Genomic DNA, 15,757 nt, shown 5'->3' with positions numbered 1-15,757 from the left:
ATTGCTACGACAGGATCAGTCGTTGACCAGCGCCAAGATCCGCAGCGGACTGCCGGTGCCGCCCTTGATCTTCAAGGGTGCGGCCAGCAGCACCGCCCCGGTCGGCGGCAGCTGATCCAGGTTGCGCATGCATTGCAGCCCGTATTTGCCCGCGCCATGCAGGGTGAAATGCGCGGGATAGGGCGGGGTGTAATGGCCGCCCTGCCCGGCATCGGTGCCGATGGTCTCGGTCCCGAAACCGCGGATGTCGCGATCCTCGACCAGCAGGCGGATCGCCTCGGGCGTGGGGCCGGGGGAATGGGCGCCGTCGTCGCGCAGGTTCAGATATTGCGCGCCCGACCGTTTCGACCAATCCGTGCGCATCAGCACCCAGCTATCGGCGGGGATGCGGCCGTGCTCTTCCTCCCACGCGGTGATGATCTCGGGGGTCAGCTCGTAATCGTCATTGCTGGCGCAGCCGCCCGAGCAGTCGATGACCACCACCGGGCCGACGAACACCGAGGGGTCGATCTCGTCGACCGAGCCATTGGCCACGTCTTTTCCCGACACCCAGTGGACCGGGGCATCAAAATGCGTGCCGGTGTGCTCGTTCATCGAGATGTTGTGCCATTTCCACGCGGGGCCGCGGTCGTCATAGGCGCTGACCTCCTCCATCCGGAAACGGGCGCATTGGCCGAACTCCGGCGGCAGCACGATCACCGGGAAATCGGGGTCGAGGGTGTGGGTCAGGTCGACGACCCGCACCTGTCCAGAGCCGAGCGCCCCGGCCAGTTCTTGAAGCACGCTCATGATCTTCCTCCCATGGTCATTTCGCGTTCGAGTATCTTGGCGTTGTCGCGGAACCGCTGGATCAGGTCGGCAGCGACATCGCCGCACCACACATCCTCGAGCCCGTCGCGCAGGCCGCGCACCAGATCGGTGGCGATGCTGCGGGGCGCCACCTTGGGCGGCGGCAGGGTCTGGTGCCAATCGTCATCGGTCGGGCCGGTAAACAGGTTCATCACCCGCAGGCCGCTGTCGCGGAACTCGGCCCGCAGCGTCAGGCTTAGCGACAGCGCCGCCGCCTGCGAGGCCGCGAAGGCGCCGAATTCCGGCATCGGCATCAGCGCATGCACCGACAGGATGTTGACCCAGGCCACGGCAGAGTTCACGCCATCGGCGGTGCGCCCGCTCATCGCCGGACCGAAGGCTTGGGCCAGACGCATCAGGCCCAGGTAATTCACCTCGATCTCGTCGCGGGCAAAGCCGGTGTCGCCGCGCGTCATCACGCCGCCGGGACGCAGAAAGCGGGCATTGTTGATCAGGATATCGACCTTGCCGCCGATCTCGGCCGCCAGCTCGCGCACGCTGTCGGTGTCGGTCACGTCCAGCGGCAGGATCGAGACGCCCGGCACATCCATCAGCGCCCTCCGGTGCGGATTGGGCCGCCAGCTCTCCGCCTCGCCCACAAAGATCGTGGTGGCGCCGGCCTTGTGCAGCGCGGCGGCGATGGCGGGCGCGTCGGGGCTGCGCCCGTCGGCGATCAGGATGCGGCGCAGATGCGGGTCGCTGGTCATCGCCCGCAGCTGCGGATCGTCGCGCATGTCAGGCGTCGGCTGTTCCGGCATCGCCATCAACACCCCCTGCCCGGCGCGGTCGAGCCGGTTGATCATCCGCACCCGCGCACGCGGGGGCACATCACCGTGAACGTGGCAGATCACCACCGGCCCCGCATCCAACCGGACCGAGCCGGTGCGCCACGGCGCGCGCTCGCGGAAATAGAGGTTGGTCGAGGTCCGCACCGTGGTTTCGGCCAGCAATTCGCCCATCGGCGAGGTGTCCTTCCAGTCCAGCCGGACCGACAGGCAGCGGTGGCAGGCATCACGCGGCGGATACTGGACCGCGCCGCATTCCGCGCAATGCTGCAGGGCAAAGCGCCCCTCGGCCGCGGCGGCGGTCAGGCCCATGGCGGCGCGGCTGCGCGCCTCGGGCGGAAGCGTGGGCCGGATGCTGCGCTTTTGCGGGTCCTTGCGCGGCGGCGGGGTCAGCGGCCGGGTCATGCGCCCTCTCCCTTCAGGATCGCCGCGCCGGTGCACAGGCCGCGGTCGTAATTGATCATGCCAAAGCCCGAGACCATGGCCAGCCGCGCATCGGCCACCTGCGTCGGCCCGGCCTGCCCGGTCACCTGCCGGATCGCCTCGACCAGGCCGATGAACCCGCCCGCCGCGCCCGCCTGCCCACCCGAGAGCTGCCCGCCCGAGGTGTTGTGCGGGAAATTGCCGGTCACGGTCAGGTCGTGGTCGCGGACGAATTGCGGCGCCTCGCCCTTGGCGCAAAAGCCCAGATCCTCGATCTGCATCATCGAGATCACCGGATAGTCGTCATAGGTCTGCAACAGGTCGATATCGTCCGGCCCGCAATCGGCCATCTGGTAAAGCTCGTCGATATCCAGCGTCCAGCCGCCGCGCAGCTGGATCGGGTCGTCGGCATGTGCGTTGTGCCGTTCGATGGTGCCGGCGATGGTGGCGTAAGGCAAATCGCGGCGGATCGCCTCGTCCACGGTCATGACCAGAAACGCCTCGGCCCCGGCGCAGGGCATGACGCAGTCGAACAGCGCGATGGGATCGGCGATGGGGCGGGCGTCAAGATACTGGTCCAGCGTCAGCGGCTTTTTCATCACTGCGCCGGGATTGCGCAGCGCGTTCTGGCGCTGTGCCACGCAGATGCGCCCGAAATCGGCGCGGGTCGCGCCATATTCCTGCATGTAACGGTCGGTCAGCAGCGCGAAATTCGCGTTCGGCCCGCCGAAACCGTAGGGATAGGACGCATCCATCGCGAACCGCGAAAAACTGGAGAGAAGCTGCCGGAAGCTGTCGATCCGGTTGGTGTCGCCCGCCACGCAGGCCACGATGTCGGCATCCCCCGCCTGCACCGCCCGCGCCGCCCGGCGCAGCGCGATGATGCCGGCGGCACCGCCCATCGGCAGATGATCCAGCCAGCGCGGCGTCAGCCCCAGATGCTGGGTGATGCCCACGGCGGTGTCGGGAAACAGGGTGAAGCTGGCCAGCGACAGCCCGTCCAGATCGGTGGGCCGCAGACCGGCCGCCTGCAGGCTGCCGCGCAGCGCACGCGCGATCCACCAATGCGCGGTCTCGATGGAATACCGCTGATAAGGCACCGACACCGGTGCGACCAGGGCCACGCCGTCATAGGGCTGGCGCCGCCTGCTCATGCTGCGGGCCGACGCGGAATGTTGCGGCGTGCTGACACGGCTTCCTCCTCACCTGTCATGCGGGACCGCACGCCCTCCCCGGCGTGCGGCTGGTTCAATGACTATTCATACATTGCCCCGATCTGGCAAGGGTCTTGCACGCGGCGGGGTAACGGGTGCCCGATCAAGGACGCGGCATGTCGCGCAGCCGGGCCAGCACCTCGCCCAGATTGTCCATCAGCGCCTGCTGCTGCGCCTGGCTCAGGCCGCGCGTCATCTGCGCGTTCACCTGCAGGATCTCGGGCTGGATGCGGTCGAACACCTGCTCGCCCGCCTCGGTCAGCGCGGCCAGACGCAGGCGGCTGTCCTGCTCGCTTTGCGCGCGATAGATCAGCCCCTGCGCCTCCAAGCTGTCCAGCGCGCGGCTCATCGTAGGCTGTTCGGCAATGGCAAAGCCGCACAGCTCGTTCACGCTCAGCGAGCCATGCAGCTTCAGCGACATGATGATTCGCATCTTCAGCGTCGAGACGCCCAGCGATTTCAGCCGCGCCTGAAGGATCTGGTGATACTGGTGGACGATGTGGTTCAGCAGGAAAGACGGCATCGATTCCAGCGCGCTATCGCGGGCTTGCCCGTCGTCGCAGCACTGGTCCGCACCCGTCCCGGCGGTCACGCAGACACCCGATCACGCCGCTTGCAATTTATATGACTTCTCATATTCTGACGGAACCGCCCCTGAAAACCGCGCATCGGGGCGCTGGAACCGGAACACCGGCCGCGCGGCCAAAGCCTGCCCCGGTCGCATCTGGCCGGGCCAACCCGTCAACAGGGGATAGCCATGGCAGAACGATCCTTCAAGGCCGAAGTCCAGCACCTGCGGCGCGGACAGGGCGAGGTTTTCACCGGCGAGGGCATCCTTGCCATCACCAAGGCGCTGCTCGAATCCGGCGTCGGCTATGTCGGCGGCTATCAGGGCGCGCCGATTTCGCATCTGATGGATGTGCTGGCCGATGCCGAGGATCTGCTGTCCGAACTGGGCGTCCGGTTCGAGGCCAACGCCAACGAGGCCGCCGCCGCCGCCATGCTGGCCGCCTCGGTCCATTATCCCATTCGCGGGGCGGTCACCTTCAAGGGGCCGGTGGGGGTCAACGTGGCCTCTGACGCGCTGGCGAACCTGTCCTCGTCAGGGGTGACCGGCGGCGCGCTGATCATCGTGGGCGAGGATTACGGCGAGGGTTCCTCGATCATGCAGGAACGCACCCACGCATTCGCGATGAAGTCGCAATTCTGGCTGATGGACCCGCGCCCGAACCTGCCCAGCATCGTCAAGGCGGTGTCCGACAGCTTTGATCTGTCCGAGGCATCGAACACGCCGGTCATGATGATGGTCCGCATCCGCGCCTGTCATGTCACCGGCAGCTTTGCCTGCCGCGACAACCGGCCCCCGGCCTTCAGCGTCAAGGACGCGGTGGCCAATCCCCGGTCCGATTTCGCCCGCGTCGTGCTGCCGCCGATGTCCTATCAGCACGAACAGGACAAGGTGAAGAACCGCTGGCCCGCCGCCGAGGCCTTCATCCGCGAGCGCGGCCTGAACGAGGTCTTTGGCCCCGACCGCGCGCCGGTGGGCATCGTGCTGCAGGGCGGGATGTATAACGGCGTGATCCGCGCGCTGCAGCATTTGGGCCTCGCGGATATCCACGGCAACAGCCAGGTGCCGCTGTATGTGTTGAACGTGACATGGCCGCTGGTGGCGGACGAGTTTCACGACTTCTGCAAGGGCAAGGATTCGATCCTTGTGGTCGAGGAAGGCCAGCCCGAATTCATCGAGAACCAGCTCGGCTCGTTCCTCTACCGCGCCGGGGCCTCGCTGCGGCTGCATGGCAAGGACGTGTTCCCGATGGCGGGCGAATACACTGGCACCGTCATGCGCGACGGCATCGGGGCGTTCTTGAAAGAGGCCGCGCCCGACATGCTGGCCGATGCGCTGCGCGCCCCCAACGCGCCCGCCCCGGCGATTCCGGACCTGTCCAAGACGGTGCCGATCCGCCCGCCGGGGTTCTGCACCGGCTGCCCCGAACGCCCTATCTTCGCCGCCATGAAGCTGGTCGAGCAGGAGCTGGGCAAGCACCAGATCGCCGCCGATATCGGCTGTCACCTGTTCGCCGCCCTGCCGCCCTTCGAGATCGGCGGCGCAACGATGGGTTACGGCCTCGGCCCCGCCGCCAATGGCGCCTTCGACGGCGGCGGCGAAAAACGCCCGGTCGCGATCATCGGCGATGGCGGGTTCTGGCATAACGGGCTGTCCTCCAGCTTCGGCAACATGGCGTTCAACAAATCCGACGGCGTGGCGATTGTCGTCGACAACTACTATTCCGCCGCGACGGGCGGGCAGGACGTCATGTCCTCGCGCGCGCAGAACAGCAGCAAGGCGACGAACAACCCGATCTCCAAGGCGCTGGCGGGAATCGGCATCAAATGGGTGCGCCAGATCGACCGGACCTATGATGTCGGCCGGATGCGCGACACCATCCGCGAGGCGCTGACCACGACCGACACCGGGCCCAAGGTCATCGTCGCCTCGTCCGAATGCATGCTGAACCGGCAGCGGCGCGAGAAGCCCTTGCGCGCGCAGGCGATCCGCGACGGGCGGCGGGTGGATATCCCCCGCTTCGGCGTCGATGCCGAGGTCTGCACCGGCGATCACGCCTGCATGCGGCTGTCGGGCTGCCCCTCGCTGTCGCTGAAGGTGCTGGACGACCCGCTGCGCGACGATCCGGTCGCCAGCATCGACCAAAGCTGCGTCGGCTGCGGCAATTGCGGCGAGGTCGCGGACGCAGCAATCCTGTGCCCCAGCTTCTACCGCGCCGATGTGGTCCATAACCCCGGCCGCTTCGAATCGCGCATAGCCGCGATGCGGGCCCGCCTGCGCGGCTGGCTGACCCGCCGGCGCGAGGCGCGGCGGCTGTCCTTCGGGGTCGCGCCATGATGCCCGCCGCGCAGCAGCCCGAAAGCGGCGCGGGCGGCATCATCAAGCTGGCGGTCCTGGCCGTGGGCGGTCAGGGCGGCGGCGTGCTGACCGGCTGGATCGAGGCGCTGGCCCGGGCCAATGGCTATGCCGCGCAGGCGACCAGCGTGGCGGGCGTCGCCCAACGCACCGGGGCCACGGTCTATTATGTCGAGATGGCACCCGCGGGCGAGCGCGACCCGGTGTTCTCGCTGATGCCCGCCGCGGGCGATGTCGACATCATGATCACCGCCGAGATGATGGAGGCCGGCCGCGCCATCATGCGCGGCTTTGTCACCCCGGACCGGACCGTGCTGATCACCTCGACCCACCGCGCGCTGGCGGTGTCGGAAAAGATGGTGCCCGGCGACGGCATCGCCTCCAGCGAAGAGGTTCTGGCCGCGGCCGAGATCGCCGCCCGCCGCCTGATCTGCGCCGATTTCGACGCCATGGCGGTGCAAAAGGGCTCGGTCATTTCGGCGACGCTGTTCGGCGCGCTCGGTGGATCGGGCGCGCTGCCCTTCCCGCGCGAGGCGTTCGAGGACGCGATCCGCGCCGGCGGCAAGGGGGTCGAGCCCAGCCTGCGCGCCTTCGCCGCCGGTTTCGAGGCCGCCCAGTCAGGCGCGGCGACGGGCGCGGCCGCGCAGACACCCGACGCGGCACCCGCCCCTGCCGCTGACGCCACCGTGCGCGGCCCGGACCGGCTGCTGCGCGACTGGCAGGCGCTTGTGGCGCGGCTGGATACGCTGCCCGACTCTGCCCGCGACATGGCCCGGCGCGGTCTGGAAAAGACGGTCGATTTTCAGGATCTGGCCTATGGCGCGGAATATCTGGACCGGCTGGACAGCCTGCGGGACCGCGACCCCGGCGACGGTTCGCTGCTGGTCGAGGCGGCGAAATACGTCGCCAATGCCATGAGCTATGACGACATCATCCGGGTGGCCGACGCCAAGACCCGCACCGGCCGCAGCAGCCGGATCGAGGCCGAGATGGGGGTCCGGCAGGGTCAGGTCATGCAGGTGACCGAGTTCCTGCACCCCCGCGCCGAAGAGGTCGTCTCGATGTTCCCGGCCCGGATGGGCGCACGCTGGATGGACAACCCGCGCCGGATGCGGTGGGTCGAACGGCTGGCAGGCGGCGGTCGGCGCATCCGCAGCGACGGGATGATCGGCTTTGGCGTGCTGTATCTGCTGGCCGGGGCCAAGGGCTGGCGGCGCCGGACCCTGCGTCACGCGCAGGAACAGGCGCATCTGGACGCCTGGCTGACGCGGGTGCGCGCCGCCCCCTGCCCGGCGGTCGCCATCGAGTTGCTGCGCAATCAGCGGCTGATCAAGGGCTATTCCGACACCCATGCCCGCGGCCAGTCGAAGTTCGACCGGGTCATGCAGGGCGCCGCGCTGGTCGAAACGCGCGAGGACGGGGCCGACTGGATCCGCCGCCTGCGCGAGGCCGCGCTGCTGGATGAAAAGGGCGAGGCGCTGGACGGGGCCTTGCAGACCGTTCGCAGCTTTGCCTGAGGCCGGGTGAAGACAGAAACCGAAAGCGGAAAGCCCGACCGCGCGAACGGTCGGGCTTTTGCATTTCAGGATCAGCGCCGTAACGCCGCGCTGCTCCGCGCCAAACTCATCTCAGCCCAACTGGCGCGGCGGCTATCAAGCCTGCGGGATGAACGCGGTGGCCTCGATCTCGATCTGGGCGTCGTCCTCGATCAGGTCGGCCACGACCAGCATCGAGATGGCGGGGAAGTGCTTGCCCATCACCCGGCGATAGGCGGCGCCGACGTCGCGCTGCCGGGCCAGGTAGTCGTCCTTGTTCTTCACATACCAGGTCAGCCGCCCGATATGGCTCGGCTCGCCGCCCGCCGCGCGGACGATATCGACCACGTTCTGCAGGCATTGTTCAAGCTGCTCGACGAAATCATGGGTCTGGAACACCTTGTCCTTGTCCCAGCCGATCTGGCCGCCGACATGCAGCGTGCCGTCGGGCATCAACATGCCATTGGCATAGCCAAGGGCCGGGGCCCAGCCTTCGGGGTGAATGGTCTGTGGCGTCATGCCGCGTCCTCCATGATCGATGTGATCTTTTCGCGCACCGCGTCGGGCCAGCCGCGCGGGCGGCCATGGCCGTCGACGCAGACAAGCACCTGCTCGGCGGTGAAGCGCACCTCGTCGCCGGCCGAGGCGACGGTCCGCAGGCCAAGGCTGCTGGCGCCCAGCCGGGTCAGCGTCACCGCCAGCTCGATCCGGTCGCCGTGGCGGCTGGGGGCGCTGAACACCGTCTCCATCCGCACCGTCGGCACGCCGCTGCCGTTCGGGGGCGTCTTGTGCATCTCTTCAAAGGGCCAGCCCAGCAGGTCGCTGAACATCGCCTCGACCGCGTCGTTCAGCATCTCGTAATAGCGGGGGTAGAAGACGATGCCCGCAGGATCGCAATGCTTGAACAGGATTTTCTGGGGAAAGCGGTAATGTGCCATCACGATCTGCCCTGAAATTCGGCAAGCGCCTGCCGGGCGATGACCACCCGCTGCACGTCGCTTGCGCCTTCATAGATGCGCAGCGCGCGGATCTCGCGATACAGCCGCTCGACCACCTCACCGCTGCGGACGCCGTCGCCGCCATGCAGTTGCACGGCGCTGTCGATGATCTTTTGCGCGGCCTCGGTCGAGAACAGCTTGGCCATCGCGGCCTCGCGGGTGACGCGGGGGGCGCCCATGTCCTTGGCCCAGGCGGCGCGGTAGACCAGCAGCGCGGAGGCGTCGATCCCCAGCGCCATGTCCGCGATATGGCCCTGCACCATCTGCAGATCGGCCAGCGGCGCGCCCTGCACCTGCCGCGAGGTGACGCGGGCCAGCGCCTCGTCCAGCGCGCGGCGCGCGAAACCCAACGCGGCGGCGGCGACGGTGGCGCGGAACACGTCCAGCACCGACATGGCGATGCGGAACCCCTGCCCCGGCTGGCCCAGCATGGCGCTGGCGGGGATGCGGCAGTCGTCGAACCGCAGCGTGGCCAGCGGATGGGGGGCGATGGTCTCAAGCCGCTCGGTGATGCTGAACCCCGGCAGACCGGCGGGCAGGATGAAGGCCGACAGCCCCTTGGCGCCCGGCGCCTCGCCGGTGCGGGCGAACAGGGTATAGACGTCGGCGATGCCGCCGTTGGAAATCCAGGTCTTTTCGCCGTTCAGGACGTAATCATCCCCGTCCCGCATCGCCGTCATGGTCGAGTTGGCGACGTCGGAACCCGATGCCGGCTCGGTCAGCGCAAAGGCCGCGATGGCCTGCCCGCTGCGGGTCTTGGGCAACCACTCGGCCTGCTGCCCGGGCGTGCCGAAGAGCGAGATCGCCCCCGTCCCCAGCCCCTGCATCGCAAAGGCGAAATCGGCGAGGCCGTCATGCCGGGCCAGCGTCTCGCGGATCAGGCACAGCGCGCGGACATCCAGCCGCCCCTCGGGCTGGTCGGGCGCGATGGCCGAATGGGTCAGGATGCCCGCCTCGCCCATGGCGGCCACCAGCGCGCAGCAGGCGGCGTCGGTGTCGGCGTGGTCGATGCCCGCCAATGCGCCCGCCGCCCAGGCATCGACCTGCGCCGCCAGTTCGCGGTGGCTGTCGTCAAGAAAGGGCCAGTCCAGAAAGCTGAGATCCGCCATCAGTCGCCCTCGAACACGGGTTTCTGCTTGGCGACAAAGGCGTGATAGGCGCGGTGGAAATCCTGCGTCTGCATGCAGATCGCCTGGGCCTGCGCCTCGGCCTCGATCGCCTGATCCAGCGTCATCGCCCATTCCTGCGCCAGCATCGTCTTGGTCATCATGTTGGCGAAACCCGGCCCGGCGGCGATGCGCCCGGCCAGATCGCGGGCATTGTCCAGCAGCTCATCAGCCGGCACGACGCGATTGAAGAAGCCCCAGGCGAGCCCTTCGTCAGCGGTCATCGAGCGGCCCAGATACAGCAGCTCGGCCGCGCGGCCCTGACCGATCAGCCGGGGCAGGATCGCGCAGGCGCCCATGTCGCAGCCGGCAAGGCCCACGCGGTTGAACAGGAAGGCGGTCTTGGCCTCGGGCGTGGCGATGCGCAGATCGGACGCCATGGCGATGATCGCGCCGGCCCCGGCGCAGACCCCGTCCACCGCCGCGATGATCGGCTTGCCGCAGCCGATCATGGCGCGGACCAGATCGCCGGTCATGCGGGTGAAGCGCATCAGTTCCTTGGTGTTCATCCGGGTCAGCGGGCCGATGATGTCATGCACATCCCCGCCCGAGCTGAAATTGCCGCCATTGGGCGCAAAGATCACCGCGCGGATGTCGTCGTCGTAATGCAGATCGCGGAACCAGTCGCGCAGTTCGGCATAGCTGTCGAAGGTCAGCGGGTTCTTCCGCTCGGGGCGGTTCAGCGACACCGTGGCGATGGGGCCGTCGATGTTGCAGGTGAAATGGGTCACGTCGCTGCGCATGGCATGTCCTTCAGATCTCGCCGCCCGAAAGCGTCAATGTGTGACCGTTGATCGAACGCGCGGCCTCGCCCATCAGATAGAGCGCGGCCTGCGCGACCTCGTCGGTCTGGATAAAGCGTTTCTGCGGGTTGGCGCGGGTCAGCGAGGCGCGGGCCTCGTCGCGGTTCATCCCGGTCTTGTCGATGATATTGGCGATCGAGCGGTCCAGCATCGGCGTCTCGATGAAGCCGGGGCAGATGGCGTTGGCGGTGATCCCGGTCATCGCCAGCTCTTGCGCCAGCGCACGGGTCAAGCCCACGACGCCGTGCTTGGCGGCGCAATAGCCCGAGACATAGGCATAGCCTTTCAGCCCCGCGGTCGAGGCAATGGCGATCATCCGCCCCCAGCCGGCGGCTTTCATGTCGGCCAGCGCCGCCTGCCAGACATTGAAGACGCCGGTCACATTGACCGACAGCATGGCGGCCAGATCGTCGGGCGTCATGCGCGCAAAGGGCTGGCTTTCCGCCGCGCCGGCATTGGCGATCACGCCGAGGATCCGCCCCTGCGCGTCCCGCGCGGCATGGAAGGCGCGGGCGACGGCGGCGGCGTCGGTGACGTCGCAGATCTGCCAGGGCAGGCCCTGTTCGCGCAGCGGCCCCTCGCGCCGGCCCATGATGGTGACGCGCGCCCCTGCATCCGCCAGCACCCGTGCCACCGCCGCACCGACGCCGGTGCCGCCGCCAGTGACGACGACATGGCGGTCGCGCAAGGGAACGTCGTCGGTCATGCCCGGATCGCCTCGGCCTCGCGGTCTGCCAGCCGCCACGCCTGATCGCGGCCGTTCAGATAGGGCAGCGGCCATTCGGCATGGCGGTCGCCGATCCGGGTCGCCTCGTGCAGCGTCCAATATGGGTCGGCCAGATGCGGACGGCCCACCGCGACCAGATCGGCGCGCCCGGCCATGAGGATCGAGTTCGCGTGATCGGCCTCGTAGATATTGCCGACGGCCATGGTCGGGATGCCGGTCTCGTTGCGGATGCGGTCGGAAAACGGCGTCTGGAACATGCGCCCATAGACCGGCCGCCCCTCGACCGAGGTCTGCCCGGCCGAGACGTCGACCAGATCGGCCCCGACCTCGCGGAAGGCGCGGGCGATCTCGACCGCCTCGGCGGGGGTCACGCCATCCTCGCCCACCCAGTCATTGGCGGAAATGCGGACCGACATCGGCTTGTGCGCCGGCCACACCTTCCGCATGGCGGCAAAGACCTGCAACGGCCAGCGCAGCCGGTTTTCCAGACTGCCGCCGAACTCGTCCTGCCGCTTGTTCGACACCGGCGAGATGAAGGACGACAGCAGATAGCCATGCGCGGCATGCAGCTCGATCATGTCAAAGCCCGCGCGCTCGGCCATTTCGGCGGCGGCGACGAATTGCTGCGTGATCTCGTCCAGCTCCTCGCGCGTGGCCTCGCGCGGGGTGGCGTTGCCGCGCGACCACGGAATGGCCGAGGCCGAGACGACCGACCAGTTGTCCTGTGCCAGCGGGGTGTCGATCCCCTCCCACCCCAGATTGGTCGAGCCCTTGCGGCCGGAATGGCCGATCTGGCAGCAGATCCGGGCGTCGGTCTCGGCATGGACGAAATCGGTCAGGCGTCGCCACGCGGCCTCGTGTTCCGGCGCGTAAAGACCGGGGCAGCCGGGGGTGATGCGCCCCTCGGGCGAGACGCAGGTCATCTCGGTAAAGACCAATGCCGCGCCGCCCTTTGCGCGTTCGCCGTAATGGATCAGGTGCCAGTCGGTCGGGGTGCCATCCACCGCCTTGTATTGCGCCATGGGCGAGACGACGATGCGGTTCTTCAGCGTCATGTCGCGCAGCTTGTAGGGCGCGAACATGGGCGCGCGGACCGGCGCATCGGGGTCGGCGCCGGCCTGGGTCTGGAACCATTTCTCCGCCGATTCCAGCCATTCCGGGTCGCGCAGGCGCAGGTTTTCATGGCTGATCCGCTGCGAGCGGGTCAGCAGCGAATAGGCGAACTGCACCGGGTCGAGGTCCAGATAGCGCTCGACCTGCTCGAACCACTCCAGACTGTTGCGCGCGGCGGATTGCAGGCGCAGCACCTCGAGCCGGCGCTCGGCCTGATAGCGGTCGAAGGCGGCCTTCATGTCGGGTTCGCTGTGCAGATAGTTCGCCAGCGTGATCGCGCTGTCGAAAGCCAGCCGAGAGCCGGAGCCGATCGAGAAATGCGCCGTCGCGGCGGCATCGCCCATCAGCACGATGTTTTCGTGATACCACTTCTCGCAGATGACGCGGGGGAAGTTCATCCACACCGCCGAGCCGCGCAGATGCGTCGCGTTCGAGATCAGCTCGTGCCCGTCCAGATGCCGCGCAAAGACCTTGCGGCAGGTCTCGACGATCTCTTCCTTGGACATGTCCTGAAAACCCCAGCGGTCCCAGGTGTCCTGCTGACATTCGACGATGAAGGTCGCGGTGTCGTTGTCGAACTGGTAGACATGCGCCCACATCCAGCCATGCTCGGTCTTTTCGAAGATGAAGGTGAACGCGTCGTCGAATTTCTGATGCGTGCCCAGCCAGATGAACTTGCATTCGCGATTGTCGATGTCGGGCTTGAAGACGTCCTCATACTGCGTCCGCACCCGCGAGTTGATGCCGTCGGCGGCGACCACCAGATCGTAGTCGCGGCGGTAATCCTCGACATTGCCGAACTCGGTTTCGAAACGCAGCTCGACGCCCAGCTCGCGCGCGCGCTGCTGCAGCAGGATCAGCATCTGCTTGCGCCCGATCCCGGCAAAGCCATGCCCGCCCGACACCGTCCGCACGCCGTCATGGACCACCGCGATGTCGTCCCAATAGGCGAAGCTGTCGCGGATCGCCTGCGCGCTGATGGGGTCGTTGGTTTCCAGGTTTTCCAGCGCGTCGTCGGACAGCACCACGCCCCAGCCGAAGGTGTCGTTGGCGCGGTTGCGCTCGATCACGACCACCTCATGCGAGGGATCGCGCAGCTTCATGGAAATCGCAAAGTATAGACCGGCCGGTCCGCCCCCCAGACATGCGATGCGCATCATTGCTTCCTTTCCGGATGATCGGCGTCTGGGGCTACGCTAGGCGCTTCGTCAATTCATTTCAAGTTCGAAATGTTCCAGTCCAAAGCGCCCCGCGTCACATTCCCAGCATCCGCGGCAGCCAGAGCGATATGGCCGGGATGTAAGTAACCAGCATCAGGAAGGTCAGCGCGGTCAGCAGCCAGGGCAGCGCGGCGCGGCTGACCTCGGTCAGGCCCAGCTGCGAGATGGCCGAGCCGACATAGAGGTTCAGCCCCACCGGCGGGGTGCACAGCCCGATCTCCATGTTGACCACCATCATGATCCCGAAATGCACCGGATCGACGCCCAGCTTGACGGCGACCGGATACAGGATCGGGGCCATGATCAGCACGATGGCCGACGGCTCCATCACCATGCCGATCATCAGCAGCATGACGTTGACGATCAGCAGGAAGCCGATCTTGCCAAAGCCCAGATCGACGATGGCAGCCGACAGCGTCTGCGGGATCTGCTCGGACGTCAGGATGAAGGCGAACATCACCGCGTTGGTGATGATGTAAAGCAGCATCGCCGACATCGCGGCCGAGGTCAGCAGCACGCGCGGCACGTCGCGCAGGCGGATGTCCTTGTAGACCCAGACGGCGATGAAGAAGGCATAGACGGCGCTGACGGCCGCCGCCTCGGTCGGGGTGAAGAAGCCGCCATAGATGCCGCCCATGATGATGACGATCAGCATCAGCCCCCAGACCGATTCGCGGAACGCCGCCCAGCGTTCGCGCCAGCTGGCCTTGTCCATGCGCGGATAGTCGTTGGCCCGCGCCCGCCAATAGGTCGTGGCGCCCAGCATCGCGGCCAGCATCAGCCCCGGAATGACCCCTGCCATGAACAGCGACCCGATCGAGGCCGACATCACCGGCCCGCCATCGGGGCCGGTCACCACCATGCCGGTCGTGGCCACCGAATACATCACCAGCACGATCGAGGGCGGGATCAGGATGCCCAGCCCGCCGGCGGTCGCGATGGCGCCGACGCCGAATTGCGGCGGATAGCCCTGCTTGACCATGGCCGGGATCAGGATCGAGCCGACCGCCATCACCGTGGCCGGGGACGAGCCCGAAATCGCGGCGAACAGCGCGCAGGACAGCACCGCGGCCATCCCCATGCCGCCATACCAGTGCCCCACCATCGAGGCGGCAAATCGGATCATCCGCCGCGCCACCCCGCCATGGGTCAGGAAATTGCCGGCCAGGATGAAGAACGGGATCGCCATGATCTCGAACTTCTCGATTCCGGTGAACAGCTTCAGCGCGATACTGTCGAGCGGGATGTCGGTGAAGGCGAACAGAAAGCTGAACACGGTCAGCCCCAGCGCGATGGACACCGGCATGCCGGTGACCAGCAGCGCCGCGAGGATCAGGAAAATGGCAAGTGCGGTCACGATTTTCCCTCTGCGGCGATCTCGGCCTCTTCCTCGATGCCTTCGACGGTGTCAAAGCTGTGATGCGCGATCTCGCCGGTGCGCAGGAACATCCACAGCGCCTGGATGAAACGGAAGCACATCAGCGCCGAACCCAGCGGCACGGCAAGGTAGATGATCCACATCTTGATCTCGAGATCGGGCGAGATTGGCCCGTTCTTGTAGACATGCCAGACGAAGTCAAAGCCGATCCAGGCCACGATGAAGGTGAACAGGATGCCGCCCGACATGGCGATGGTGGTGACGATGGTCTTGGCCGCGCCGTCCAGACGCTCGGTCAGCACATCGACGCCGACATGGATGCCGATGCGCACGCCATAGGCGGCGCCGAACTTGGCCATCCAGACGAACAGATAGATGCAGGCCTCTTGCGCCCAGACCAGGTTCAGGCTGCGCAGCGCGCCATACAGCCAGCGCGAGGCATCGCTGATCCACTGGATCTCCCAGCCGCGGCTGGCCCGCACCAGATTCGCCGTCATGTCCAGCGAATACCGCTGCGCCACCGCGACGAAGATCAGGATCGTCGCCGCAGCCATCAGAATGACGATGAAACCTTCCTCGAAACGGTCAAGAAACCGCATCGACTGCCCCCTTTCGCGCTGCGC

At 67.2% G+C, this 15,757-nt stretch carries 14 protein-coding genes; 2 read left to right on the top strand and 12 right to left on the bottom strand.

All coding sequences use genetic code 11. The features are described 5' to 3' along the window. Window positions 1-15 precede the first annotated feature (15 nt). From CYR75_RS14050 to CYR75_RS14035, 4 genes are all read right to left on the bottom strand, one after another. Entirely contained in the window at window positions 16-789 is a 774-nt protein-coding gene (locus CYR75_RS14050; protein WP_101500616.1) for a cyclase family protein, read from the bottom strand. Continuing rightward, window positions 786-2,039, bottom strand: a complete 1,254-nt coding sequence (locus CYR75_RS14045) for an SDR family NAD(P)-dependent oxidoreductase (protein WP_101500615.1) — start codon at window positions 2,037-2,039, stop codon at window positions 786-788. Before CYR75_RS14045 ends, CYR75_RS14050 begins: the two co-directional genes overlap by 4 nt. After that, entirely contained in the window at window positions 2,036-3,211 is a 1,176-nt protein-coding gene (locus CYR75_RS14040) for a thiolase family protein (protein ID WP_101500614.1), read from the bottom strand. The genes CYR75_RS14045 and CYR75_RS14040 overlap by 4 nt, the downstream gene beginning before the upstream one ends. 163 nt (window positions 3,212-3,374) lie before the next feature. After that, on the bottom strand, window positions 3,375-3,794 hold the full coding sequence (locus tag CYR75_RS14035) for a MarR family winged helix-turn-helix transcriptional regulator (protein ID WP_158644666.1): 420 nt from the start codon (window positions 3,792-3,794) through the stop codon (window positions 3,375-3,377). A gap of 234 nt (window positions 3,795-4,028) precedes the next feature. Here CYR75_RS14035 and CYR75_RS14030 point away from each other — a divergent pair, with 234 nt between their 5' ends. Together CYR75_RS14030 and CYR75_RS14025 are read left to right on the top strand one after the other, a co-directional pair. Next, window positions 4,029-6,176, top strand: coding sequence for a thiamine pyrophosphate-dependent enzyme (locus CYR75_RS14030; RefSeq protein ID WP_101500612.1), 2,148 nt, complete (start codon window positions 4,029-4,031; stop codon window positions 6,174-6,176). Beyond that, window positions 6,173-7,711: an indolepyruvate oxidoreductase subunit beta family protein gene (locus CYR75_RS14025; protein ID WP_101500611.1), complete on the top strand. Its 1,539-nt coding sequence runs from the start codon at window positions 6,173-6,175 to the stop codon at window positions 7,709-7,711. The genes CYR75_RS14030 and CYR75_RS14025 overlap by 4 nt, the downstream gene beginning before the upstream one ends. Window positions 7,712-7,846: 135 nt before the next feature. Here CYR75_RS14025 and CYR75_RS14020 read toward each other — a convergent pair whose 3' ends face one another. From CYR75_RS14020 to CYR75_RS13985, 8 genes are all read right to left on the bottom strand, one after another. Continuing rightward, the gene (locus tag CYR75_RS14020) at window positions 7,847-8,248 is read right to left on the bottom strand and encodes a RidA family protein (RefSeq protein WP_101500610.1); all 402 of its coding nucleotides are present in this window, start codon (window positions 8,246-8,248) and stop codon (window positions 7,847-7,849) included. After that, window positions 8,245-8,667, bottom strand: coding sequence for an acyl-CoA thioesterase (locus CYR75_RS14015; protein WP_101500609.1), 423 nt, complete (start codon window positions 8,665-8,667; stop codon window positions 8,245-8,247). The genes CYR75_RS14020 and CYR75_RS14015 overlap by 4 nt, the downstream gene beginning before the upstream one ends. Then, on the bottom strand, window positions 8,667-9,836 hold the full coding sequence (locus tag CYR75_RS14010; RefSeq protein WP_101500608.1) for an acyl-CoA dehydrogenase family protein: 1,170 nt from the start codon (window positions 9,834-9,836) through the stop codon (window positions 8,667-8,669). The genes CYR75_RS14015 and CYR75_RS14010 overlap by 1 nt, the downstream gene beginning before the upstream one ends. Beyond that, a complete protein-coding gene (locus tag CYR75_RS14005; protein WP_101500607.1) occupies window positions 9,836-10,636 on the bottom strand; it encodes an enoyl-CoA hydratase family protein in 801 nt (266 codons plus the stop codon). Before CYR75_RS14005 ends, CYR75_RS14010 begins: the two co-directional genes overlap by 1 nt. A gap of 10 nt (window positions 10,637-10,646) precedes the next feature. Further along, the gene (locus tag CYR75_RS14000) at window positions 10,647-11,402 is read right to left on the bottom strand and encodes an SDR family NAD(P)-dependent oxidoreductase (protein WP_101500606.1); all 756 of its coding nucleotides are present in this window, start codon (window positions 11,400-11,402) and stop codon (window positions 10,647-10,649) included. Beyond that, a complete protein-coding gene (locus tag CYR75_RS13995; protein WP_101501063.1) occupies window positions 11,399-13,693 on the bottom strand; it encodes a bifunctional salicylyl-CoA 5-hydroxylase/oxidoreductase in 2,295 nt (764 codons plus the stop codon). Before CYR75_RS13995 ends, CYR75_RS14000 begins: the two co-directional genes overlap by 4 nt. Before the next feature lie 97 nt (window positions 13,694-13,790). After that, the gene (locus tag CYR75_RS13990) at window positions 13,791-15,113 is read right to left on the bottom strand and encodes a TRAP transporter large permease (protein ID WP_101500605.1); all 1,323 of its coding nucleotides are present in this window, start codon (window positions 15,111-15,113) and stop codon (window positions 13,791-13,793) included. After that, on the bottom strand, window positions 15,110-15,733 hold the full coding sequence (locus tag CYR75_RS13985) for a TRAP transporter small permease (protein WP_101500604.1): 624 nt from the start codon (window positions 15,731-15,733) through the stop codon (window positions 15,110-15,112). Before CYR75_RS13985 ends, CYR75_RS13990 begins: the two co-directional genes overlap by 4 nt. Between the last annotated feature and the right edge of the window lie 24 nt (window positions 15,734-15,757).

This window comes from Paracoccus jeotgali (assembly GCF_002865605.1).
GTDB lineage: Bacteria > Pseudomonadota > Alphaproteobacteria > Rhodobacterales > Rhodobacteraceae > Paracoccus > Paracoccus jeotgali.
Note: the sequence above shows the minus strand (reverse complement) of the source record. Positions and strands in the feature narration are given on the sequence as shown.

Bases quoted from the DNA above. Each gene is read 5' to 3' on its own strand.
- CYR75_RS14050 (WP_101500616.1), bottom strand. From the start codon at position 789: ATGAGCGTGCTTCAAGAACTGGCCGGGGCGCTCGGCTCTGGACAGGTG.
- CYR75_RS14045 (WP_101500615.1), bottom strand. From the start codon at position 2,039: ATGACCCGGCCGCTGACCCCGCCGCCGCGCAAGGACCCGCAAAAGCGC.
- CYR75_RS14040 (WP_101500614.1), bottom strand. From the start codon at position 3,211: ATGAGCAGGCGGCGCCAGCCCTATGACGGCGTGGCCCTGGTCGCACCG.
- CYR75_RS14035 (WP_158644666.1), bottom strand. From the start codon at position 3,794: ATGCCGTCTTTCCTGCTGAACCACATCGTCCACCAGTATCACCAGATC.
- CYR75_RS14030 (WP_101500612.1), top strand. From the start codon at position 4,029: ATGGCAGAACGATCCTTCAAGGCCGAAGTCCAGCACCTGCGGCGCGGA.
- CYR75_RS14025 (WP_101500611.1), top strand. From the start codon at position 6,173: ATGATGCCCGCCGCGCAGCAGCCCGAAAGCGGCGCGGGCGGCATCATC.
- CYR75_RS14020 (WP_101500610.1), bottom strand. From the start codon at position 8,248: ATGACGCCACAGACCATTCACCCCGAAGGCTGGGCCCCGGCCCTTGGC.
- CYR75_RS14015 (WP_101500609.1), bottom strand. From the start codon at position 8,667: ATGGCACATTACCGCTTTCCCCAGAAAATCCTGTTCAAGCATTGCGAT.
- CYR75_RS14010 (WP_101500608.1), bottom strand. From the start codon at position 9,836: ATGGCGGATCTCAGCTTTCTGGACTGGCCCTTTCTTGACGACAGCCAC.
- CYR75_RS14005 (WP_101500607.1), bottom strand. From the start codon at position 10,636: ATGCGCAGCGACGTGACCCATTTCACCTGCAACATCGACGGCCCCATC.
- CYR75_RS14000 (WP_101500606.1), bottom strand. From the start codon at position 11,402: ATGACCGACGACGTTCCCTTGCGCGACCGCCATGTCGTCGTCACTGGC.
- CYR75_RS13995 (WP_101501063.1), bottom strand. From the start codon at position 13,693: ATGCGCATCGCATGTCTGGGGGGCGGACCGGCCGGTCTATACTTTGCG.
- CYR75_RS13985 (WP_101500604.1), bottom strand. From the start codon at position 15,733: ATGCGGTTTCTTGACCGTTTCGAGGAAGGTTTCATCGTCATTCTGATG.